Origin of the sequence: Roseinatronobacter sp. S2, assembly GCF_029581395.1 — a bacterium.
In the GTDB taxonomy this organism is placed as follows: domain Bacteria; phylum Pseudomonadota; class Alphaproteobacteria; order Rhodobacterales; family Rhodobacteraceae; genus Roseinatronobacter.
Window position 1 is genome coordinate 2,573,159 of sequence record NZ_CP121113.1, and the last position, 19,547, is coordinate 2,592,705.

The window sequence follows — 19,547 nt, forward strand, 5'->3', positions numbered from 1 at the left end:
GCATCGGCCGCAACGGTTTCTGCATCCAGCCCGGCAACGTCGACAGCCCAGCCAACAGGTGCGCCCGGAGCAATGGTCCATCTTTCGGATCATGAAGAATTGCGTCGTGATCGACCTGGCCCATGGTGTCCCGTAGCCAATGCAATGCCTGGACGATGCGCAAGGCCGGCCCAGTACAGCTTGCTCGCGGCGGTTGGCTTAAGCGTGATTCCGGGTTGTCCAAGCGAGATCGATTTGAGCCGCGCATCCGCGTGCACGACGACCTTCGCGGGAACTGCATTTGTAAGCCCGGGATCATTGGCGGCGGTCATACCGTCGACCAGCACGCGGATCTGGTTCCGCCGGGCGATGGCCTCGATAACCTGTCTTGGGTCGGGAGGATTGCTGTTCTGTGTCAGAGTGTTGAACGATGGCTTGTCGTAATGCCCCCGATCCACCCGCCGCAAACTTCCACCGCGTGTCAGCCGCTGTAGTGTCTTGTCCACGGCGTCGCGCGCGCCAAGATCGAGGAAGTCTCGCGGTGTCCAGACCCCTCTTGTCGCACCGTTTTCGATGCGCATGAGGATCGCGGTCTTCAAGTCTGATATAGCTGCTGCCATGTCCGAAATATGCATGCAAATTACGGACATTTGAAGACTATCAACATATTGATACTCAAGACTTTGGCTGCCGCCGCCCCCTGGCGAAACCGCGATCCGTGGCGATGAACCGCTCCAGCATCGGCACGATAAGCTTGACCGGATCGATGCCGGACTGGCCGGACTGCCGTGCCAGCACCGAGATCACTGATCAGCGCAGGCGTGGACACGGCGGGGCCGTGAGCGTGCGCACTCCGTCAGAGTGTCAATTGACGAACACTTCTACCGTTTGCCGCGTTGGTCGGGGACTACGCCGCCCGCCGGATTGCACAATGATTGCACCTCCGCCCTCCCCTCCGAAATCAGGGCGGTGCCTTTTCCACGATCAGATGCGGTGCGCCATCCGATGTTCTGCGATGGCTACGACCGTCCACGTCGAGCGTGCCACGGATGCGGTGGCGCCAGTTCGAGAAGCTTTCAAACCGGACGGTATCAATCGGCTGGTCGAGCTTGATCTCTACCTGACGATGGCCTGCCGGTCCTGACAAGGCGACGATTTCGCCGGTGTAAGCCTGACCCAGATAATACCCGGCCACGCGGTCACCGAAAGCAAGCTCGGGGGGCGCGTTCTGCCGGGTGAGCCGGGCATGCAGCGTGTTCCAGTCCCGTGCCCCGTGTTGCCGGGCGATAAGCTCAAGGGCCTGCGCATGGCTGACGACAGTGCCCCCGGCTTGCAGCGCCTGCCGGAGGGCTTTGGCCTGTGCCTTGACGGTATCGAGTGATAGCTGTGTCATGATCCCTCCTTGGCAAGCAGTGTCGTGGGGGCAGCGCCAAATACGCGGCCCCGAAAAATGAGCGTCAGAGCCACGAGAAGCAGGGCGGCATCTGCGACAGGAAACGCAACCCAAAGGCCTGAAAGGCCCGAGTGCGTGTTCAGGGCGATGATGAGCACAGGCGTCAGCAGCCAGGGTTTCACCAGAGTCAGCACAGCGGTTCGCAGCGGATGCCCCATCGCCTGAAAATGCATGGCAATTACAAGGATCGGCCCGGTGACGGCGTAGAGCGCTGTCATGGGGCGCATGATTGCACCAACTGCCGTGATGACCTCCTGATCTTCGGAAAACAGCGCACCGAGCGTTTCACCTGCCAGCATACCCGTCAGTGCCACGCCCATACACCACAGAAACGCGCACCCTATGGCGAGCCGCAGGGCCGCGTGCGCCCGGTCCATGCGGCCTGCGCCGACATTGTTCCCGGTGATACTCTGGGTGGTCAACGCGATGGCCATCTGCGGCAGGAAGGCCAGACCAAGGACGCGCGTCACCACCCCGTAGGCTGCGACATAAGTGTCGTGTGCCGGGGCAGTGTTGCCGATGGCAAGCAGGACGGTGCTGGCCACAAGCGCCATTCCGATGAAGCTCAGGCACAATGGCAGCCCTAACGAGAGGATCTGCCGCCAGCCTGTCAGCCAGCTTGCGTGCCGGATCGCACCAAGTGGCAAAAGGGCGGGGTCGCGTTTACGCACCAACACAAGCAGCGCCAAGCCGAGTGCCTGCGCCGCCACCGTTCCGATCGCTGATCCTGCGATTCCAAGATCGAGGATCACGATCGCAATGTAATTTGCTGCCACGTTCAGCAGGCCGCCAGTTGACATGACCACCGCCATGGGAAGGGCGTTGGACAGAAATAATCGTCTGACCGGCAGGGTCAGAAAAGGGTTTTCAATTGTATTGGCAGCGCGTCTGACAGACATCGCTCACTCCTCCAGAGAGGCATTCCGTATCGGGAGGGGGGCCTGCATTACCCACCTGCGAAATGCTTCGAGGGTGAGATGTCGTCTTGCTCCGGGCTTCACCGTGACTCGCGTCCGCAGGCGGCAGGTGCCCGGCACCTTGCCGTTCCGATACAAGGGACCCGCCTGCAAGGCAATATGGGGCACTGATTGCACGTCAGCTTCTGTTCCCGAAATGCCGCACCCACGAGGCACGCGGGCCAGGCGGACAGGGAGGATGGGCCGGGGCTAGGCGGTCATTCATGGAAAATGCAGCGAACGGCAGGAACGAGCCGTCCTTGAAGCAAACATCTCGCTTGACTGAAGAGCCGGAGTCTGGCTTTTTGACAATCGGTTCATGCTGCCAGCCGCTCGCGCCCGCAGGGCAAGGTGAAAGCATCGCGGACGTATCACACAAACCCCCGTCCAGTGACTATCGGCAATGCGAGCACCGTGCGCGTTCACTGGCAGGAGAGTGTGATGACAAACGCCGATCAAGCCAAATCCATGGCGCGGCAGCTTCGTGCTGCCCTTTCTTCAGACGGGATAGACATCCCTCATTCCAAGTCTCTGGAACTTGTGGCCAAAGCCTTGGGCCATGCCGACTGGAACACCGCAAGCGCGCGGCTGGACCAGAAGCACACATCCCCAGACCAGGTGCGCTTTATGCGCTGTAGCCCAATTCTGCGCATATTCGACGAAAAGAAAGCAAGGGAGTTCTACTGCGGGTTTCTGGGCTTTCAGGTGGCATTCGAGCATCGCTTCTCCGAGGGGATGCCGCTCTACGTCGGGCTGGAACGGGGTGACCTAAGTCTGCATCTTTCCGAGCATCATGGGGATGCCAGCCCAGGTGCGAATGTTTTCGTGGCAACCGCGAACATCCGTGCGTTCCATCGGGAGCTTGCAGAGAAACAGTATGCTTACAATCGCCCCGGCCTGGAGGCTCTGCCGTGGGGGCTGCAAATGCAGGTGAACGATCCGTTTGGGAACCGTATCCGATTCTGTCAGCAGGACGAGTAGGCTTTTTCACAAAGGCGAAGTGGCTTCAGAACTAGATGTCCGCTTCGTCCCGCACAACTGCCAGCCGGACGGCGTTTCGCGTGCTGCAGCGCCGCAAGGCAGGAACGAGCCCACTTTAACCAATGCGGCAAGAAGCCAGAATGTCGGATTTCACGCACGCACCTCTGCCACCTTGAAACTGCATCTAGAGTCCCCGGACAGCGCCAGTTTCAGTGAGCCAGTCCTGTGTTGCCTCATTTACACCGGGGATGGGTTCGGCGGCGGCGGATTGCCTCAAATCCGCAAGACTGGTTGTCGCAAGAACACGCCGCCATTCGGCATCCGCCTTGTGCATAACCCGCGCGATGTTGCAGGGCGTTCGGTAGTGTTCTGATGCCACAGCGCACGGGCCTTTCTGGCGGATTTCGGTGCAGCGGAAGAAGGTTTTATGGTCCTCCAAAGCCATCACGATTTGGAGAAGTGAAACATCTTCAGCTGGTTTCGCCATGGCCAACCCACCAGACCGACCTTCCACAGATTGAATGATCTTAGCAGCTACGAGCTTCTGCATCGCCTTGGAGAAGTAACTAGGTTTGATCCCGTAGTACTCCGCCAAAGCGCGCGCCGGAATGCGCGTGCCGTCAGGCATCATGGCAAGGGCAAGGCAGGCATGAAGTCCCCACTCGACAGTTTCCGAAAGCTGCATTACAAACTCCGATAAAACATATCTTAGTTTATCCCGTACGAAGCGAAAGGAAAGCAGAATGTCTCACGTGCAAGAGCAAGGGGGGTTCGCGGTTGTTGGCCTGTCAAAAGTGGTCAGAAACGACGACCCAGCAGCTATTGGGGCGCTTTGGGAGTCCTTCCATTCGAACGATGTTCGCACAAAGGTCGGGGCCGATGCTTCCGACGACGTGTATTGCGTCTACCATGACTACAAAGGTGGTTTCATGGACCCATACCGCATGACCATCGGCTACCGAGTCTTGTCGGCAGATGTACCAGAGGGTCTTCATCGTGCCGACGTACCCAGACAGCCTGTCGTCATATACGAAGTGAAAGGTCCGCAGCCGCAGTCGTTGATCTCTCAATGGCAAGCCATTTGGGGCGGCGACCTCGACCGATCATATCTCGCAGATTACGATGTCTACGATGCCGCCGATCCCGAAGCAGTAAGCGTAAAGGTAGGCGTGCGGTCCTGACTTAGCTTGCCAGTGCGGACATTGGCGCAGCCGCAGCGAAATGGCGCTTCGTCCCGCACACCAGATATTCGTGCGCTCCGGATCGAAGGTCAGGATTGCCTGTCACGGCCCACTGACAGGATTCAGAAAACCCGTTACATCGAGTCAAAGATGCACGGCATTCGACAAGCGCTTGGGCATATGGGGCCGTAAACCGCGGAAGCGGTGCATCGGGCAGACGCTACCTCCGGGCAAGACCTTCGAAAAATTCGGTTGTCATTGCGTCGAATGCACGCGGGATCTCCTGTGCATCATCCGGCGGGTTTACCGAAAAGAACACGCCCGTCCCCTCGATCAGGGCAAAGAACCTGCGCGCCAGTGCTTGCCCCCTTCCCGGGTGCAGGCGCTCGAACGCATCCGTCAGATGCCCGATGAATCCAACCTGCCTCGCGGCGAACAATTCCGGCGCGTCGCGCATCTGCGACCAGAGAAACGCCTGATACGCGGCAAGGGGGATGCCCTGCTCGACCATCAACACCAGCGCTTGCGCGTATTTCATAGCGATATCACGGGCAAGAACAGTGACGTTCTGATCTGCGCCCATGTCAGCGTCGGGCAGAAAATCTACAAAAAAGCGTTTCAGGCAGGCGTCAAGAATATCCTGCTTGCGCGGGAAATAGTGGTGAAAGGCGCCCTTCGACATGCCGCTTACCTTCGCCAGCTCCTGCATGCTTGTCTCGTTATAGCCTTTTGTCACGAACAGCCTGAAGGCAATCGACAAAAGCGCGTCAGGGCTGGTTTTCATCTGGAATACCTGTCTGAGGGGGGCGGTGGAGTTTGAACATGGTCACAGGGCCAAGGGTTTCCTGCGCATAAAGCCGGTATCCAAGCCTTTCGTAAAACGGCAGATTGGCGGGGTTCTCAGTGTCCAGTGCCCAATGCGCAGCCGGGCCATACTGCGCGTGCAATGCCGCCAGAAAGCGTCGCCCCTGCCCTTTGCCGCGCGCCTGATCAGACAGGCCCAGCAGCGCCAGAAAATGGGATACACCTTCGGGCTGTCCACGCTTGCTTCGCGCGGAATAGGCATTGAGGCGCAACAGAACCCTCAGCGGCAACCGTAAGAAGGCTGGTAGCGTGCGCAGTACAGCAACTGCCTGCCGGAACGCATCGGGGCGATCCTCAACAAGCGCACACCCCATGATCCGGCCATCGACACGCCAGCCCCAGACGGGCTGCCCGGACAAAGCGTGAAGCTGCGTGATGGTTTTCATGATCTGCAAGCACTTTGGCGTCTGGGCCAGAGATGCGGTTGATCCGGTGAAATAGGCGAACACCGGATCTTTCGCAAACGCCTCGGTCAGGATGGGCACGGCCTGCGCGGCGGCAACCGGCACCAGTTCACGACTCATCCGGTCACTGCCTTCTGGTGATCGACCGCGAAAGCGTAGCAGACCTTGAAGATGAACAACGCAGACGCCACCAGCCCGACCGGATCGGACACCATCAGCGGAAGCGCCATCCACCCGATCACCACGATCACGCCTGCAAGCACCCTTTGGTCCTGACGCGCGAACAGGGCGTTCAGCAGGATGGCGCCGCCGATCGTATAGGCCCATATCACGACATAGGGGGCAAGCGGCAGGTCAAGCAGAGCGGCAAACGCGATCAGGTGGATATGGAGGGCAATGAAGCCCCAGCGATGCAGCGGCCTGACCGCGTAGAACGCATTGGTTCCGCGTGTCAGGTTGGCGACCGCCCCGGCGATGATGTCAACGAACAAAATTAGCGCAATGACCTGTCTCCAAAGCGCGATGTCATCGCTGATCAGAATATGCTGACCCCAAAGACCAATACCCGCGACGCAGGCCGCAGCCACTGCCAGCAGCGCAAGCGGCGATTGTCTCTCGCCCAGAACTTCGTGCAACAGCTTTGGAATTTGGAATGTCACTGTGATCACCATAAAAAACCGGACGTCCGGTATTTAATGGTTTCAGAATGTAAGGTCAAGCCATTGCTGAAATGGATGCCCCCCTTGCGCCTACCTATTATATCTGACTAAAGTCAGTAATATTGGAGCCATGCCATGACAACAGACCAGATCGCCCGTATCCGCCGTTTCCAGCGCGCTGTGACCACTGAAATCGGCCTGCTGGACACCTCCTTCCTTGGCCGGGGCCGCCCGCTTGGCCCTGCCCGCGTGCTCAACGCGATTGGTGGCGGGCGGGCCGAGGTCAGCGGGATACGCGCCTATCTGGGGCTGGATTCCGGGTTGATGAGCCGTTTGTTGCGGGGGTTGGAGGCAGAGGGGCTGATCGAAGTTGAGCCCGGCGCGGATGACAGCAGGCGTCGGCGCGTGCGGCTGACAGCCGCAGGCGCGCAGGAATATGCCGCCTATGAGGCGCTGGCCGATGCGCAGGCCCTTGAGATGCTGGCAAAACACACAGCCCCCGACAAGCTTCTGGCGGCGATGGATATGGTGGCCTCTGCCCTGGGCAAGGACCGCATCACGCTGGATGCGGTCGATCCCAGGCACCCGAGCGCGCAGGCCTGCATGAATGCCTATTACGCGGAACTGGCGGCGCGGTTCGAACAGGGGTTTGACGTGGCGCGCTCCAGCGACCCTGATGCACAGGACATGCGCCCCCCGCGCGGCACCTTCGTGATTGCCACATCGGACGGCCTGCCGCTTGGCTGCGCAGGACTAAAAGGCACGGACAAGGGCTATGCCGAGGTCAAGCGGCTTTGGGTGTCACCGGCAGCACGCGGGCTGGGGCTGGCGCGGCGGCTGATGCACGCGCTGGAAAACCGCGCGCGCGACATCGGCGTGGCGGTGCTGCGGCTTGATTCCAACAGTGCATTGCACGAGGCCGTCGCGCTTTATCGCGCAACGGGCTGGGTTGAGATTGCGCGCTTCAATGACGACCCCTACCCGGATCTGTTCTTTGAAAAGCGGCTGACGGATAAGCGGTGATGCCCGCAGCGATGCAGCTCTGGGCACATGCTCACCCACCCTGTCGGGCGAGCAGGGTAAAATCGGCGTTGCGTCGCCGTTGCGGACGGGTAGCTTGGGGGCATGTCCGTGCCCTATTACAGCCAGTTCGAAACCCCTGCCCTGATCCCCGCCCTTCTGGCCGACGGCTTTGAAACGGGCCTTCCCGGTGATCCGCTCTGGCACCTGTCAGGCGCTGCGGATCAGGCGGAATATGTGACCTGGGCCGCGAATGTCTGAGAATGGCCATTCACCCGCTCACATCACTGGAACAGGCAACCTAAAGGCAAGGAATTCTCATGCGGATGTATCAGGTTGATGCTTTCGCCGACCGGCTTTTTGCCGGAAATCCCGCCGCTGTTCTTGTGCTGGATGACTGGCTGCCGGATGATCTGATGCTGGCGATCACGCAGGAAAACAACTTGGCCGAGACAGCTTTTGCCAAACCCCGCACCGACGGGGCATGGGATCTGCGCTGGTTCGCCCCCGCGCATGAGGTGGATTTCTGCGGCCATGCCACCCTTGCGACAGCGCATGTCCTGTTCACGCAATACGGGGCGTTGGCCACGCTTGTCTTTCACACCCGCGTCGGTGAGCTGCGCGTGTCGAAAGGGGATGGCGGATACCGGCTTGATATCCCGCGCCTGCCGCCTGAGCCTGTCGACACCTTACCGCCTGAACTGGCGGGGATTTTTGCCGCTCCGCCCGTCCGGATCTTCCGCAACTTCGAGAATATCTTTGTCGATCTCGGCAGTGCCGATGCCGTGCGCGACCTCATGCCCGACCTTACCGCAATCGCCGGGCTTGGCCCGGTTGGCCTCGTCGTGACCGGGCAGGAGGCAGAAGGCGCGCGGGCGGATTTCGTTTCGCGCTACTTCGCCCCCGGCGCGGGTATCCCGGAAGATCCGGTCACGGGGTCGATCCATGCAACACTTGTGCCCTATTGGGCCGCGAAGCTGGGCCGCGACAGGCTCATGGCCTATCAAGCCTCCAGACGCGGCGGCTGGCTTGACTGTGAGTTGACCGCCGACCGGGTTTTTCTGAACGGCCACGCGGTGACCTATATGGAAGCCACCCTTTCCTTGCCGGATGCCACATCGCGGGCCATCTGAACGGCATCCCGGCGAAGGCTCATCAGGCCGCCAATCCATCCCGTCGCAGGTCTACAACGGCTCAGGCACCTCGGGCATCGGCCCGCGTTCAAGATAGGTCCCAAGGGCAACGTAGCTTTGGGTTGAACGGACGCCCTGCACTTCCTGAATGCGCGACAGAAGCTTCTCAAGGCTGGCAGGGCCAGAGCTGCGGACCTTCAGGATCAGGCAGGCCGCGCCGGTGACCGTGTGAATTTCCTCCACATCGGCAAGTTCCTTCAGCGCATGGACCGGCTTGGTCATGCCCCAGCCTTCGGTCGTGACATGAATAAACGCCAGCAGCGGGCAGCCGATCTTTTCACCGTCAAGCTTTGCGACCGTGCCCTGAATGATGCCGTCGCGGCGCAACCGCCTGACCCGCTCATGCACCGCCGGGGGTGACAGATGCACCAACTCTGACAGTTCAGCATAGGACCGGTCCGCCCGTTCGGCCAGCAGCCTTAACAGCATTCGGTCCGTCCGGTCGAGGCCCGAGGGATGTATGCCGTTTTGCCGAATACCATTCGTTTTCATCTTTGCCATCATGTTTTTCATTTGCATTGCCCGCGAATCCGGGGCCACTAGCCGTATGACATACCATGAACACGCCATTAATCCGAACAAAATTCAGCACTTTCAGGTCACCGCCCTGCTTGCCGCAGTGTTGCTGGTCGGATCGAATGCGTTCGTTCTCAGCCCGATCCTGTCAGAGGTTGCGCAAGGGCTGGCGAGCGAACCCTTTCGCATCGCCTGGGCAATCTCGGCTTTCGGGGCGGCCACGGCGGTTTCGGCACTGACACTGGCCGGGCTGATCGACCGCATCCCGGCCGGGCGGGTTCTGGGTGGGGCGGCACTGCTGCTGGCACTGGCGCAGGCGTCAAGCGGGCTGAGCCAGGGATGGCTCTGGCTCTGCCTGTCGCAGGCTGGCGCGGGGGTTGCGGTGGGTATCCTTCTGCCCGGCACCTATGCAACGGCGGTTGCAACGGCCCCGACGGGGCGCGAGTCTGCGCGCCTTGGGGTCGTGCTGACGGGTTGGGCGCTGTCACTGGTGTTCGCCGTGCCGCTGGCGGCACTGATCACCGAACAGTTCGGCTGGCGGATGGTCTATGCCCTTCTGTCCGGGCTCTCGGCGCTGGTGGGCCTGTGCCTGATGCTGGCGCTGCGCGGCACGAAAACCGCGGCCCCGTCACGCACACCGCCCTGGCGCGCGGCCCGGTTGCCGGGCGTGCCCTTGCTGCTTGTGGTGATGTTCACCTATATGACGGCGTTCTACGGCAGCTTCGCCTTCTTTGGCGAAGGCGTGCGCAATGCCTTCGGCCTGTCGGCTTCAGGCACCGGGCTGTTCGTGCTGGCCTATGGGCTGGGGTTTGGTCTGGCGGGGCTGGGGCTGGGCATGATCGCACCGCGCATCACCCGCACCTATGTCCTGCTGGCCCTGTCCGGTATCGCGGCCAGTTATGCGGGCTGGCACGTTGCGCTGGCAACGCCGGTGCTGGCTTTCGCGGCCGCCATGATCTGGGGTATTCTCAACCAGCTTGGGTTGAACGCGCTGATGATCGTTCTGAACCGGCATGCAACACAGGCGCGCGGGGCCGTGATGGGGCTGAACAGCGCCGTGACCTATTCGGCGGTTTTTGCCGGGCCGCTTGTCATGGGGCCAATCTATGCAGGATTTGGCTTTGCGGCCGTCTCCATTTTTGCCGCGGCCTTGATTGTTGCGGGGGCGGTTGTCAGTCGAAAGGCGATATAGTGGCTTTACGGCTTCATTGACGTTCCGGCCTGCTATTCTGAAACTCGCCCCTGTCGGAGATGACGATGATCGTTCAAGCCTGCATCAAGGCCGGGGCGGCGGATGCCCCCCACCGGTCACGCGCTTTTCACCGCTGCGTCCGGCGCCCGGAACGCCCAACGGGCGAAGCTCTCATCTGAGATTGACCGGATATCAGCGCCAACCGCCGCCGTGGCTAACACCGCAAAAACAAGCCGCCCCAGCAAAACACCACTGACATCGGCACCAAGTGCCATGACGATCAGCGTGTCCTCGATGATGCTATGCGCGAACCCCAAAAAACCATGGGATCAAACACCTAGAGGGTGCAGAGTTTCCGGTCATGAACCATCTCCTTCAGCATCGGGAAATTCCCGCGCGAGCAACTCGCGCAGCATGTCGGCGACGGTCATGCCGCGCTGGGGTGATGTCTATGGTCAACCGCGCAGTGAAGTCTACAGCCTTTCGGTTAAGTGCCATATCACCGGTCCTGATCCAGCCATCGGGGCCGATCGGTCGCGTTGCAAAGCCGCGTTTCTCCATGTTCAGCGTCATGGAACCGTCGTGGACTGCAGCCGGTCAAGAGCAGCCTTCAGGCGTTGGTAATCACGCGAACCGGTCCCGCGCCCGACATAGGTATGGATTCGGAATGGTGCCGCCGTCATAAGCTTCGACGTGCGAAGCCCGTCATCGCGCACCTCGACGATCTGGCTTGCCGCCCGGATCAGTATGTCCGCGTCCCAAATGGTGGCCATGCCATGATCCGGGACGGGTTCGACCCGGAGAGAGACACTGCCAGCTTCGACGTCGATCGGCGCAATGCGCTTTGATTTGGCGAGGGAAAAGAAGGGATAGGCCATGAGATCCTGCGTGTCTCGCGGCGCGAAATCGCCCGGGAGCGCCTTGAACAGCTCAAGCTGTCCACGCTCGGAACGAGATTGATGTCGTGCCCTCATGAAAAAACCGGTCTGTCGTCAGCGCATGCAGCGACCGGATTGTAGAGCGTTCGGGAGCGGCTGACGCTTGGCTGGCAACACCCGCCCACGCGGATCGGAGGTTGAGGTGACTGCCGCTATGACACCGCCAGGAACTAAAGCAGGCCTTGTGAAAAGGCCTTGTATCTTCGTCGGGTCTATGGATTTCTCGAACCAACGACAGGAGAAACGTGATGTCTTTTGAACTATGGCTGGCCTTTGCGGCAGCATCTGCGGTTTTGCTGGCCATTCCCGGCCCTACGATCCTGCTGGTAATCTCCTATGCGCTCGGACATGGCAGGAAGGCGGCACGCGCAACAGTTGCAGGCGTTGCGCTTGGTGATTTTACTGCCATGACGGCGTCCATGCTCGGCCTCGGGGTGCTGCTTGCGACCTCGGCCACCTTGTTCACTGTGTTGAAATGGATCGGGGCAGCCTATCTGATCTACCTTGGCATAAAGCTTTGGCGGGCACCGGTGTCGAGCGGTCATGCCAGCGCGGATACCGAGAACCTGCCGAAAGAACGGCCGCTGCGGATTTTCCTGCACACCTATGTCGTCACGGCACTCAACCCGAAAAGCATCATTTTCTTCGTGGCCTTCCTGCCCCAGTTCATGAGCCCGGCGCAGCCCTTGCTGCCCCAGATGGTCATTTTCGAGACAACGTTTCTGCTTCTGGCGACCCTGAATGCGGCGTTCTACGCGTTGCTGGCATCGATGGCCCGCAAATCGATCCGCAAGCCCAGCGTACAGCGGGCAGTCAACCGCGTTGGTGGCTCGCTGATGATTGGCGCAGGCGCATTGGCAGCAGGCTGGAAGCGGGCCGCAGCCTGACATCGGGGCGAAGCTGAGATATCATAGGATACCCCAAACGCGCCTGCTCACCTGCGCAAAGCTCCGGTGGACGTCCATTCCGACCAATCTCATCCTACGCTCTCCCAGCTATTTCCAGGGGAGAGCGCGGGCGCGCGCGACATCTATGGATACGCGCTCTCGGCGCACACGGGCTGGTCGCAGGGGCGGTCAGATAACAACGCGAGCTCGCAGCTCATAGTCAATTCGGCCTGCCGGCTTCTTCTCACTCCGGCGCCCCTGTCCCGATACACCAGCCAACCACGATCGATGTCAGACCGGGCCCGCAATCGAAGTGCCAAGAACAGCATGCCCGATAACAATGCAGCTGAACGATCGGACCGCTACTTCTCCCGGCGCTTCAAGCTGCCCAAGATGGTGCTGATCTCTTCCTCCAGATGCTGCCCTCGATAAACAAACGACGTCTCGTGTCGCGCATACTGACCATGTCTATCAGCGCTAAGCCAGTTATATGACCCGATGCAAAGAAGGTCTGTGTCGATCGCCACGATCTTGCTGTGCAGCTTCGGGAGCTTGTGTAGCCTGACCCCGATCCTTGAGAACGCCTTCTCGACCGCTTCCATCTGGGTCACACCACCAGCAGCCTGGCCCATGTTGAGCAGCGGATCGGCGAAGACGTCGATCTCAGCCCCGCGCCGGACCGCGGCTTCGAAAGCGGCCAGCAGCCCAACGCGCTCCATCGTGGTTGCAATCACCCACGGACTGACAATGGTGTAGCGGCGCCCACCGGCGGAAAGCGCATCCAGAAGGAAAGCATCATGCCCAACCGCGTCCCGCAACATCTGAATCTGACCGCTATCCTGCTTCAGGTCCGTTCGCGGTTCGGCCGCAAACTCAAGTGCATTTGCCTCTGATGCGAACAGGAAGTCGCCGAGGATCGCCCTTGGTGATCCGGTTTGCGCCGCTGCCAGAGCGTCCATGTCGCCGAATACAAGGCAGCTGTCCTTTGCCCGAGAGACCGTCACGTTCAGCATGCTGGGCGAGGAATCGATGAAGCCGCCGTCTGCGTGTTTGGAGTAGACGGGCGAGAAGATCACCACGGGTCGCTCGGCGCCTTGCAGCGCGTGAACTGTGCCGATGGTCATGCCTTCGCGCCCTTCGACCGCGATCCTGCGGCTAGCACAGGCTTCCCGAATTTCGCGGACCTGTCGGCCGAAGGGGGTGACAATGCCGACGATCTGCTCCAAGGGCCTGCTGTATCGGGCTTCCAGCTCAGCGCGGTTAGCATCAAGCCACGCGGCGATGGTTTGTGCCTCGAGTGGATTGGCCCGACTGCCTCCCGCGGCAAAGGCGCGACCGTCTATGTGCAGATAGCCAAGCGCTGGAAGACCAGCGTCTGTTGGGACCTTGCCGCGCAACGGCCGCAACTTTCCCTTATAGCATAAGGCATTGCTGAAGCTGATGATTTCGTCGTAACACCGCCGGTGCTCGAACAGGTAGAGACCCTTCTCAAGGTCCGGGTACGGCGACACCCGGCTTGCTTGTTGCGCAAGGCGCATGGCGCTGCCGGTGGTCGAACAGATCCCTCGACCCGCAAGGGTATCGATCTCTGCGTCACTCGCAAGAAGGCCACTGCTTCGAAGATTGCCCACGTCCACCGGTCGGGGCACCGATGAAATCGGTTCGATCTGTTGGGTGTCACCGATGACGAGGGCGCGCTTCGCCAATGAGAAAGAGGCCCCCGCAACTTCGGGCAAGACCTGCCCGGCTTCGTCGACGATCAGGAGGTCGATGAAATCAAAGAGGTACTCGGTCGCCCACTTGCCCCCGTCGCGGCGGGTATAGGTCATCTTGCCCGGCAGGCTGGCAAAGGTCGCCACAGCACATGGGGTCAACATCATCCGGCGATGCCAACGGGGGATGACGCTCGCCTTCCCTTTCTTCGCCTTGGACGCAACGATCCCAGCGAGGTCAGCCTCCATTTCCAGAAGCCAGCGACCTTCCCAGTAATGCGTTGCCAGAAGGAACAGGAAGAACCGGACATCGAGGTCGGCCCGACGTTCAAGTTCATCTAAATCGGCAACCCCGCCCAGGGCCTCAGTCGCGCTTGCCCAGTTCATTTCCGCCTCGTGAAAATCACGACGCAGGGATTTGACCTTTGCCAGTGCCTGCTCGGCGGATTGTAGCGCCTCCTCCGCGACCCGAAGATCGGTTCTAACCCGTTCATCTATATCCGAAATCCGTTTGGCTGTTTCCAAACCTGGCACGAGGTCGCCAATGGCAAGCCGGGCCCGCAAGGCACGCGTGTTTTTGACCGATGGCAAAAAGCTAAAGATAGCGGTCAGAAAGGATTCCGACGCCAGATGCTGGTCGAGGACGGCGCGGGCAGATCGAAGTTTTTCGACAGCGGCCTTTCGTGTCACGGCCTCTTCAACGTGCACGGCCTCAGTGGCGCCCGGATCGGCGCCAAGATTCGCTTTCATAGCCGCGCTGGCCGCATGGTAGGTGCTGTTGGCGCTGTCTAGCTGCGCCAGCTTTTCGACTTCCCCTGCCAATCGCTTCTGCAGCGCTGCCACTACAGACGCCAGATCAGGGTTGGCAAGCTTGGGAAAGGCTGCCTCTGCCGCCTGAAGATAGGCCTCCTTGGCGCGCTGGACGTAGGCGACTGATTCACACTCGACCTGAAACTCTTCGGTCTGATAGCGCCGCGCCGCTTCCAGGCGTCGGGAATGCGAGGCCAGGAACATCCCGAAACTGTCCACACCCGGAAGCCAGCGCCCGGCAAAAGGCCCCTCTCCTTTGCCAAAGTCCTTGCCGAAGGCGTCGATGATGTTCGTCACGGCCTGATTGTTCGATGACGCGGCCACGATAACCGGCGGTTCCTCGCCGCGAAGTGCGGCGCGCACCCAAAGGCCCGCGACGGCCGAAAGGAGCATGGTGGTCTTCCCGGTCCCCGGCGGGCCGTTCACGGCAATCACCTCGCCCGGCGTCGAGGCATCCAGCCAAGCCAGAACCTGCCGTTGGTGTTCAGCCAATGGGAAGTCCGAGTTGGAATGGCCAAGCCGCCGAGAAAACTCCTGTTCAATTCGATGGTCCGGTTTCGCGGCAGCTTGCTTGGGCTGCGCAACTTGTTTCAGCAGCGGCGTCACGGGGGACTCGGTCAGAAGCTTGTCATAAAGATCGAGAATACCCCGCACAGTCGCATTCGCATCCTCGGCCAGTTCAAGAAAGCCTGACCCGATTGTCTGGTAATCCGCATCACCGCGGGGCCAACCCTGCGAAACGGCATCAACCATCATGCGACAATGAACAAGGTACTCCTGCCAGGTGCCTTCGCCCGACATCTCCGGCAGTGGGGTTTCGGTAAGGAAAGCGTCCAGCGTGTCAACTGTTCCGATGGCAAACTCGCCGAAGGGCAATGGCGTCAGTAGATCCCTTGCCAGGGCATTCCGTGTGGGGGTGATCCGCCCTTCCCGATCGACCGTCGCCTCGGTCACCACCGGCGCTACAAGTTCAGGTAGACCGCCAGCGCGAGTCGCCCCGTGCGACGACTTTCGCGCCATCACCAAAGGCCAGAGACGAATGCCGATGGTGTTGGCTGATGCCTGACCGCGAAAGACCCGCTCGATGGCATCGTCCGTCAATACACCGGACTTCACGGTGTCGCCCGGCACATCGACAAACCGCTTGCGATCTGCTTGCGTGAATTTGCCTTCACCCAGCGCTCCATCGGCAAGCGAAGTTCGCCAGTAGCGGAGTAGATTGTCCGAACTCAATGCCATCAACAGCGCGCCACTTCCCTTGTTCGTCTCATCTGATAGCCCACCTGATCCTATAAGTCATGGCTGTTGTTACAAAATTCGCTGCCTCCACAATTGTTAACAGGCGAAAACGCTACAGCGAAAGGCTGCTTTCGAAGGACGTTGCGAGTTCAATGCCACAACCTCACAGTCGGCTCCCCGCCCTGTGCGCAGACGAGCACCAGACACGCCCGACCCCTATTTCCAACCAGCTACCGCTCATTCAGCGAGCCTCTCCATAATTGTCGCGAGACGGGCCAGCACCCGGTCGGTGACCGGCCGGATCACATGGCTAAGTTCTGTTCCTGCATATTCAGCTTGTAGATACTGTCGGTCCTTAAGCGCCGCGCCTTGCGGCCCTGTGCACCCGTCACCCGAAGCGGCGACCGGACTCGGTGAACGCGTATTTGTTGGCGATGATGGCCTCATCAACCACCTCATCCGAGGTCAGATAGTCGCATTCGCGCTCAAGCTTGCGATAGAGCCAGCGGGCGAGATCGCGCAGCAATTCGGTGACCGCTTCTTCGGCATCGGTGGTCATGTCCTGATACGATGGACTGTCGCGCGGGACCGAGATCTCCATGCAATATACATGATAATAGGGGCCGCGATGGCAGACTTCGGCGCGAAGCTGGCAGAAGTTGCGCCGCTGGACCGCCTGCAAGTCGTCGTCGATGCGGTGCAGTTCCGTGCGGGACCGGGACTGATGGACGAAACGGGGTGACGATCAGGCCGCGTGCGGCATACGGAACAGTTCGGCGATTGTCTCGCGCCAAAAAGGATCGACCAGCCGGACCTCCAGAACAGCAGCGCGAAAACGCAGGGCGCGGGCCTCGGCAGTATCCGGGGTCCGAAAGGCCAGACCGCGCAACCGGCTGGCCTCGGCCACGGCCCGGCGGGCTTCGGCACCTGAGGCGACCGGCTGTTGCCAGTGGATGATGTCAGCACGGATTTCGCCCGCGAGAACCAGACCGCGCATGCGATCCTCGATGGTCATGATGCGCGGATGGAAGCGCAGCGACATGTCGAGGTCAGCGCAGATGTCCCGCGACAGGCGCCCGAAGTGTCGGACCGGATCTGCAATCACTCTCGGGTGTTCGGGCACTTCCCGAATCCCGAGGGCGGCACGCGCGCCTAAGCCGACCCTTTAGGAGTTGATTGAAAATGAGACGGATCGGACCAGGGTTTGCGAATGGAAGCGGGCGGTGCTTTGCCTCTGACAAGTGACGGTTACCCGCCGCGAGATGCCTCGCCATGCCAGCCTTATCGCTATGCTGGCATCAGGATCGTGTTCAGATCAGGCCGGGGATGAACCCTGCTATCCCGACATGATGCGCGGCAACAGGGTGAAGCTGGGCTGGCACCTGGCCCCTACGACCAGAGCCGGGCCAGTGCTATGACGGCCGCTGCATCGCCATCCGCGCCCTGGTCACCTCGTCCCGGATCACGCAGCCTTCGGCGTGGTCATTGATCAGACCCATTGCCTGCATGAAAGCATAGACGGTGGTCGGGCCAACAAATTTCCAGCCGCGTTTGCGCAACTCTTTCGACAAGGCCACGGACGCGGGGGATGTTGAACGGGTCTGGGGTGAAGCATCGTCATCTTCCGGCTCAAACCGCCAGAGGAACGCAGCGAGCGACCCCTCGGCCTCGACGATCTCGCAGGCGCGGCGGGCATTGTTGATGGCGGCCTCGATCTTGCCGCGATGCCGGACGATACCGCTGTCGGCAAGCAACCGCGCGACATCAGCCTCATCAAACTGCGCCAGCTTGTGGAAATCGAACCCGGCGAAAGCCGCGCGGAAGTTCTCGCGCTTTGCAAGGATGGTGCGCCAGCTCAGCCCGGATTGAAAGCTTTCCAGCGAGAGTTTCTCGAACAGCCGCGTGTCATCTGTGACAGGGAACCCCCATTCCCGGTCATGATAATCGAAAAACTCTGGCGCGGCAGCGCACCAGCGGCAGCGCGGGCGCCCGTCGGGGCCGGGAATTGTCGCACTCATGCCGTCGCCCCCAGGAAATCAAGCGCGGGAATGGTGCGTTTCATATCGATCTCATGGGTTTCGGCGGTGACGATGCCTTGCGCGACAAAGGGATCAGCCGCGATGCGCGCCTCATGGGCTTCCCGGCTTTCGCCATGGGCAAGGACAGCGCCGCCTGCGGCGGGTGTGAGAGAGCCCACACACAGGAACACGCCATCGGCAAATCCCTTGGCAATCCAGTCGTTATGGGCGGCCATGAACTCAGGCGCGGCGGCACGGTTTGCCGCAAATTTCAGGAAGGTGACAAACATTGACGCTCCTTGCTTATGGGGAAGGGGAAAGCTCGGGCAGGTTGGCCAGCCAGTGCTCTATCCCGGCCACCTCGCGGTGAATGAACGGCTCGTCGCGCAGGGCTGAGGCCATGACGGCGACGCCCTGCGACCACGACAAAAGGTGTAGCGCTAAGGGCTCGGCACGGTCCGCCGCACCCAGTTCGCGGAACTGTCCGGTCAGCCAGTCGCGGAACAGACCGAGGATATCGGCCGCCCTGCCCTTTGCTGCGTGATCGAGTTTGGCGAGTTCGGAACACAGGGTGCCGACCGGACAGCCAAAGGCCATGATCTTCGCGCGATTGGCGATCAGCATCCGGATGAACAACACAATGCGTTGGCGGGGGTCATCGCCCTGATCCTGCCAAGCGTCGAGCATATCCCGCGTGCGCGCGATCCGGCGCGTGATGACGGCATCCAGAATATCATCCTTGGTCTTGAAATGATGATAGAAATTCCCGCGCGAGATGCCGACGGCCATTGCGATATCGGCAAAGGATGTGGCGTCAACCCCACCTTCATAGAAGAGGGTATCGGCCTTTTCGACAATAAGGGTCCGGGTGGAGGCGGTCATTACAGCTTATCCAGTTTGGTCAAGAAGAAATAGGACAAACGTCCTAATAAGTCAACGGGAAGCCAACTCAGCATCGCCGCCCAAAGAAAAAGCCCGGCCACAGGGGCCGGGCGCGTTGCGGAAATGAAATGTCGGGACGGGGCGACCAAAGCCACCCCGCCAGAGGATCATCCAGCAGCGGCCATGTGCTGCAACCCTTCTTCGTCGTCGGCCTGAACGCTTTCCTCGCCATCGCCCGTTAGGAAATCGGGCAGTTCGTCGGATTCGTCCTCGATGGCCGACACGGCCAAGGCTTCGCCGCCACCATCGAGCATGCGCAGCAGCTCGGGCAGCCAACAGGCGCTCGGCCTCTTTGGCCATGTCACCCTTCTTCAGATGCCCGATCAGTTCGGCGGCACGCTCGCCCGCGCCGTCGCGCACCCCCTCAAGGTTGCGCGGTTTGGTCACGCGGCCGAGGTAGTTGCCAACGGTCGGTTTCCAACCCACCGCAACCATGTCGAGGCCGGTCGCCCGCGCCAGACGGTCGGCCTGAGACAGACGTGCCTCCAGCCCGTGCTGGCTGATACCCCCACCGCTATAGGGATTGGGCTTTTCGTAAAGCGCGTTGATGACGAAGCTGATGCAATGGGTCAGCAGGTCCATGCGGCTGGCGCGTATCGACAT

20 protein-coding genes and 5 pseudogenes are annotated in these 19,547 nt (G+C 60.7%); 7 read left to right on the forward strand and 18 right to left on the reverse strand.

Going from position 1 to position 19,547, the window contains the following annotated elements; all coding sequences use genetic code 11:
* Positions 1–89: 89 nt before the first annotated feature.
* From P8S53_RS12285 to P8S53_RS12300, 4 genes and pseudogenes are all read right to left on the reverse strand, one after another.
* Complete coding sequence (locus tag P8S53_RS12285; RefSeq protein WP_277804260.1) at positions 90–578, reverse strand: DUF6088 family protein; 489 nt, start codon at positions 576–578, stop codon at positions 90–92.
* A gap of 76 nt (positions 579–654) precedes the next feature.
* Positions 655–777: pseudogene (locus tag P8S53_RS12290) on the reverse strand (DUF2274 domain-containing protein); the annotation flags it as partial.
* Positions 778–940: 163 nt separating this feature from the next.
* Entirely contained in the window at positions 941–1,372 is a 432-nt protein-coding gene (locus P8S53_RS12295) for a glyoxalase superfamily protein (protein ID WP_277804261.1), read from the reverse strand.
* Positions 1,369–2,331: an MATE family efflux transporter gene (locus P8S53_RS12300; RefSeq protein WP_277804262.1), complete on the reverse strand. Its 963-nt coding sequence runs from the start codon at positions 2,329–2,331 to the stop codon at positions 1,369–1,371. Before P8S53_RS12300 ends, P8S53_RS12295 begins: the two co-directional genes overlap by 4 nt.
* 498 nt (positions 2,332–2,829) lie before the next feature.
* Between P8S53_RS12300 and P8S53_RS12305 the strand changes: the two genes are divergently transcribed.
* Positions 2,830–3,369, forward strand: coding sequence for a glyoxalase superfamily protein (locus P8S53_RS12305; protein ID WP_277804263.1), 540 nt, complete (start codon positions 2,830–2,832; stop codon positions 3,367–3,369).
* A gap of 184 nt (positions 3,370–3,553) precedes the next feature.
* Here P8S53_RS12305 and P8S53_RS12310 read toward each other — a convergent pair whose 3' ends face one another.
* Positions 3,554–4,054, reverse strand: a complete 501-nt coding sequence (locus tag P8S53_RS12310) for an Rrf2 family transcriptional regulator (protein ID WP_277804264.1) — start codon at positions 4,052–4,054, stop codon at positions 3,554–3,556.
* Positions 4,055–4,112: 58 nt separating this feature from the next.
* Here P8S53_RS12310 and P8S53_RS12315 point away from each other — a divergent pair, with 58 nt between their 5' ends.
* Entirely contained in the window at positions 4,113–4,550 is a 438-nt protein-coding gene (locus P8S53_RS12315) for a GyrI-like domain-containing protein (RefSeq protein WP_277804265.1), read from the forward strand.
* Positions 4,551–4,770: 220 nt separating this feature from the next.
* On the opposite strand, the gene P8S53_RS12320 is transcribed toward P8S53_RS12315, so the two are convergent.
* From P8S53_RS12320 to P8S53_RS12330, 3 genes are read right to left on the reverse strand one after another with little or no spacing between them, the layout of a single operon-like run.
* The gene (locus P8S53_RS12320; RefSeq protein ID WP_277804266.1) at positions 4,771–5,334 is read right to left on the reverse strand and encodes a TetR/AcrR family transcriptional regulator; all 564 of its coding nucleotides are present in this window, start codon (positions 5,332–5,334) and stop codon (positions 4,771–4,773) included.
* Positions 5,318–5,938 carry a GNAT family N-acetyltransferase gene (locus tag P8S53_RS12325; protein WP_277804267.1) on the reverse strand — a complete coding sequence of 207 codons (621 nt, stop codon included), beginning with the start codon at positions 5,936–5,938 and terminating at the stop codon, positions 5,318–5,320. Before P8S53_RS12325 ends, P8S53_RS12320 begins: the two co-directional genes overlap by 17 nt.
* Positions 5,935–6,477, reverse strand: coding sequence for a hypothetical protein (locus P8S53_RS12330; RefSeq protein WP_277804268.1), 543 nt, complete (start codon positions 6,475–6,477; stop codon positions 5,935–5,937). The genes P8S53_RS12325 and P8S53_RS12330 overlap by 4 nt, the downstream gene beginning before the upstream one ends.
* Positions 6,478–6,612: 135 nt before the next feature.
* Between P8S53_RS12330 and P8S53_RS12335 the strand changes: the two genes are divergently transcribed.
* From P8S53_RS12335 to P8S53_RS12345, 3 genes are all read left to right on the forward strand, one after another.
* Entirely contained in the window at positions 6,613–7,500 is an 888-nt protein-coding gene (locus tag P8S53_RS12335) for a helix-turn-helix domain-containing GNAT family N-acetyltransferase (protein ID WP_277804269.1), read from the forward strand.
* A gap of 108 nt (positions 7,501–7,608) precedes the next feature.
* Entirely contained in the window at positions 7,609–7,758 is a 150-nt protein-coding gene (locus P8S53_RS12340; RefSeq protein ID WP_277804270.1) for a hypothetical protein, read from the forward strand.
* Between the two features lie 59 nt (positions 7,759–7,817).
* Entirely contained in the window at positions 7,818–8,630 is an 813-nt protein-coding gene (locus P8S53_RS12345; protein ID WP_277804271.1) for a PhzF family phenazine biosynthesis protein, read from the forward strand.
* A gap of 51 nt (positions 8,631–8,681) precedes the next feature.
* On the opposite strand, the gene P8S53_RS12350 is transcribed toward P8S53_RS12345, so the two are convergent.
* The gene (locus tag P8S53_RS12350; protein ID WP_373418497.1) at positions 8,682–9,209 is read right to left on the reverse strand and encodes an Lrp/AsnC family transcriptional regulator; all 528 of its coding nucleotides are present in this window, start codon (positions 9,207–9,209) and stop codon (positions 8,682–8,684) included.
* Positions 9,210–9,237: 28 nt separating this feature from the next.
* Here P8S53_RS12350 and P8S53_RS12355 point away from each other — a divergent pair, with 28 nt between their 5' ends.
* Positions 9,238–10,398: an MFS transporter gene (locus P8S53_RS12355; protein ID WP_277804273.1), complete on the forward strand. Its 1,161-nt coding sequence runs from the start codon at positions 9,238–9,240 to the stop codon at positions 10,396–10,398.
* A gap of 359 nt (positions 10,399–10,757) precedes the next feature.
* Here P8S53_RS12355 and P8S53_RS21325 read toward each other — a convergent pair.
* A pseudogene (locus tag P8S53_RS21325) lies at positions 10,758–10,971 on the reverse strand (hypothetical protein).
* Positions 10,972–10,973: 2 nt separating this feature from the next.
* A pseudogene (locus P8S53_RS12360) lies at positions 10,974–11,372 on the reverse strand (replication initiator protein A); the annotation flags it as partial.
* A 212-nt stretch (positions 11,373–11,584) separates the two neighbouring features.
* Here P8S53_RS12360 and P8S53_RS12365 point away from each other — a divergent pair.
* The gene (locus P8S53_RS12365; protein ID WP_277804274.1) at positions 11,585–12,223 is read left to right on the forward strand and encodes a LysE family translocator; all 639 of its coding nucleotides are present in this window, start codon (positions 11,585–11,587) and stop codon (positions 12,221–12,223) included.
* 362 nt (positions 12,224–12,585) lie between these two features.
* Here P8S53_RS12365 and P8S53_RS12370 read toward each other — a convergent pair whose 3' ends face one another.
* From P8S53_RS12370 to P8S53_RS12400, 7 genes and pseudogenes are all read right to left on the reverse strand, one after another.
* Entirely contained in the window at positions 12,586–15,984 is a 3,399-nt protein-coding gene (locus P8S53_RS12370; protein WP_277806710.1) for an AAA domain-containing protein, read from the reverse strand.
* 388 nt (positions 15,985–16,372) lie between these two features.
* A pseudogene (locus P8S53_RS21330) lies at positions 16,373–16,693 on the reverse strand (antitoxin of toxin-antitoxin stability system); the annotation flags it as partial.
* A 36-nt stretch (positions 16,694–16,729) separates the two neighbouring features.
* A complete protein-coding gene (locus P8S53_RS12380) occupies positions 16,730–17,089 on the reverse strand; it encodes a hypothetical protein (protein ID WP_277804276.1) in 360 nt (119 codons plus the stop codon).
* 307 nt (positions 17,090–17,396) lie between these two features.
* Entirely contained in the window at positions 17,397–18,002 is a 606-nt protein-coding gene (locus P8S53_RS12385) for a DNA-3-methyladenine glycosylase I (protein ID WP_277804277.1), read from the reverse strand.
* Positions 17,999–18,292: a YciI family protein gene (locus P8S53_RS12390; protein ID WP_277804278.1), complete on the reverse strand. Its 294-nt coding sequence runs from the start codon at positions 18,290–18,292 to the stop codon at positions 17,999–18,001. The genes P8S53_RS12385 and P8S53_RS12390 overlap by 4 nt, the downstream gene beginning before the upstream one ends.
* 13 nt (positions 18,293–18,305) lie before the next feature.
* Positions 18,306–18,884, reverse strand: coding sequence for a TetR/AcrR family transcriptional regulator (locus P8S53_RS12395; RefSeq protein ID WP_277804279.1), 579 nt, complete (start codon positions 18,882–18,884; stop codon positions 18,306–18,308).
* Positions 18,885–19,051: 167 nt separating this feature from the next.
* Positions 19,052–19,532, reverse strand: a pseudogene (locus tag P8S53_RS12400) (DNA-binding protein); the annotation flags it as partial.
* Positions 19,533–19,547 lie beyond the last annotated feature (15 nt).

What these genes read in the sequence shown, in the direction of transcription:
- P8S53_RS12395 (WP_277804279.1), bottom strand. Translation starts at nt 18,884, where the DNA reads ATGACCGCCTCCACCCGGACCCTTATTGTCGAAAAGGCCGATACCCTC.
- P8S53_RS12350 (WP_373418497.1), bottom strand. Translation starts at nt 9,209, where the DNA reads ATGCAAATGAAAAACATGATGGCAAAGATGAAAACGAATGGTATTCGG.
- P8S53_RS12325 (WP_277804267.1), bottom strand. Translation starts at nt 5,938, where the DNA reads ATGAGTCGTGAACTGGTGCCGGTTGCCGCCGCGCAGGCCGTGCCCATC.
- P8S53_RS12355 (WP_277804273.1), top strand. Translation starts at nt 9,238, where the DNA reads ATGACATACCATGAACACGCCATTAATCCGAACAAAATTCAGCACTTT.
- P8S53_RS12390 (WP_277804278.1), bottom strand. Translation starts at nt 18,292, where the DNA reads ATGTTTGTCACCTTCCTGAAATTTGCGGCAAACCGTGCCGCCGCGCCT.
- P8S53_RS12365 (WP_277804274.1), top strand. Translation starts at nt 11,585, where the DNA reads ATGTCTTTTGAACTATGGCTGGCCTTTGCGGCAGCATCTGCGGTTTTG.
- P8S53_RS12315 (WP_277804265.1), top strand. Translation starts at nt 4,113, where the DNA reads ATGTCTCACGTGCAAGAGCAAGGGGGGTTCGCGGTTGTTGGCCTGTCA.
- P8S53_RS12300 (WP_277804262.1), bottom strand. Translation starts at nt 2,331, where the DNA reads ATGTCTGTCAGACGCGCTGCCAATACAATTGAAAACCCTTTTCTGACC.
- P8S53_RS12370 (WP_277806710.1), bottom strand. Translation starts at nt 15,984, where the DNA reads ATGGCATTGAGTTCGGACAATCTACTCCGCTACTGGCGAACTTCGCTT.
- P8S53_RS12310 (WP_277804264.1), bottom strand. Translation starts at nt 4,054, where the DNA reads ATGCAGCTTTCGGAAACTGTCGAGTGGGGACTTCATGCCTGCCTTGCC.
- P8S53_RS12345 (WP_277804271.1), top strand. Translation starts at nt 7,818, where the DNA reads ATGCGGATGTATCAGGTTGATGCTTTCGCCGACCGGCTTTTTGCCGGA.
- P8S53_RS12335 (WP_277804269.1), top strand. Translation starts at nt 6,613, where the DNA reads ATGACAACAGACCAGATCGCCCGTATCCGCCGTTTCCAGCGCGCTGTG.
- P8S53_RS12320 (WP_277804266.1), bottom strand. Translation starts at nt 5,334, where the DNA reads ATGAAAACCAGCCCTGACGCGCTTTTGTCGATTGCCTTCAGGCTGTTC.
- P8S53_RS12385 (WP_277804277.1), bottom strand. Translation starts at nt 18,002, where the DNA reads ATGAGTGCGACAATTCCCGGCCCCGACGGGCGCCCGCGCTGCCGCTGG.
- P8S53_RS12305 (WP_277804263.1), top strand. Translation starts at nt 2,830, where the DNA reads ATGACAAACGCCGATCAAGCCAAATCCATGGCGCGGCAGCTTCGTGCT.
- P8S53_RS12295 (WP_277804261.1), bottom strand. Translation starts at nt 1,372, where the DNA reads ATGACACAGCTATCACTCGATACCGTCAAGGCACAGGCCAAAGCCCTC.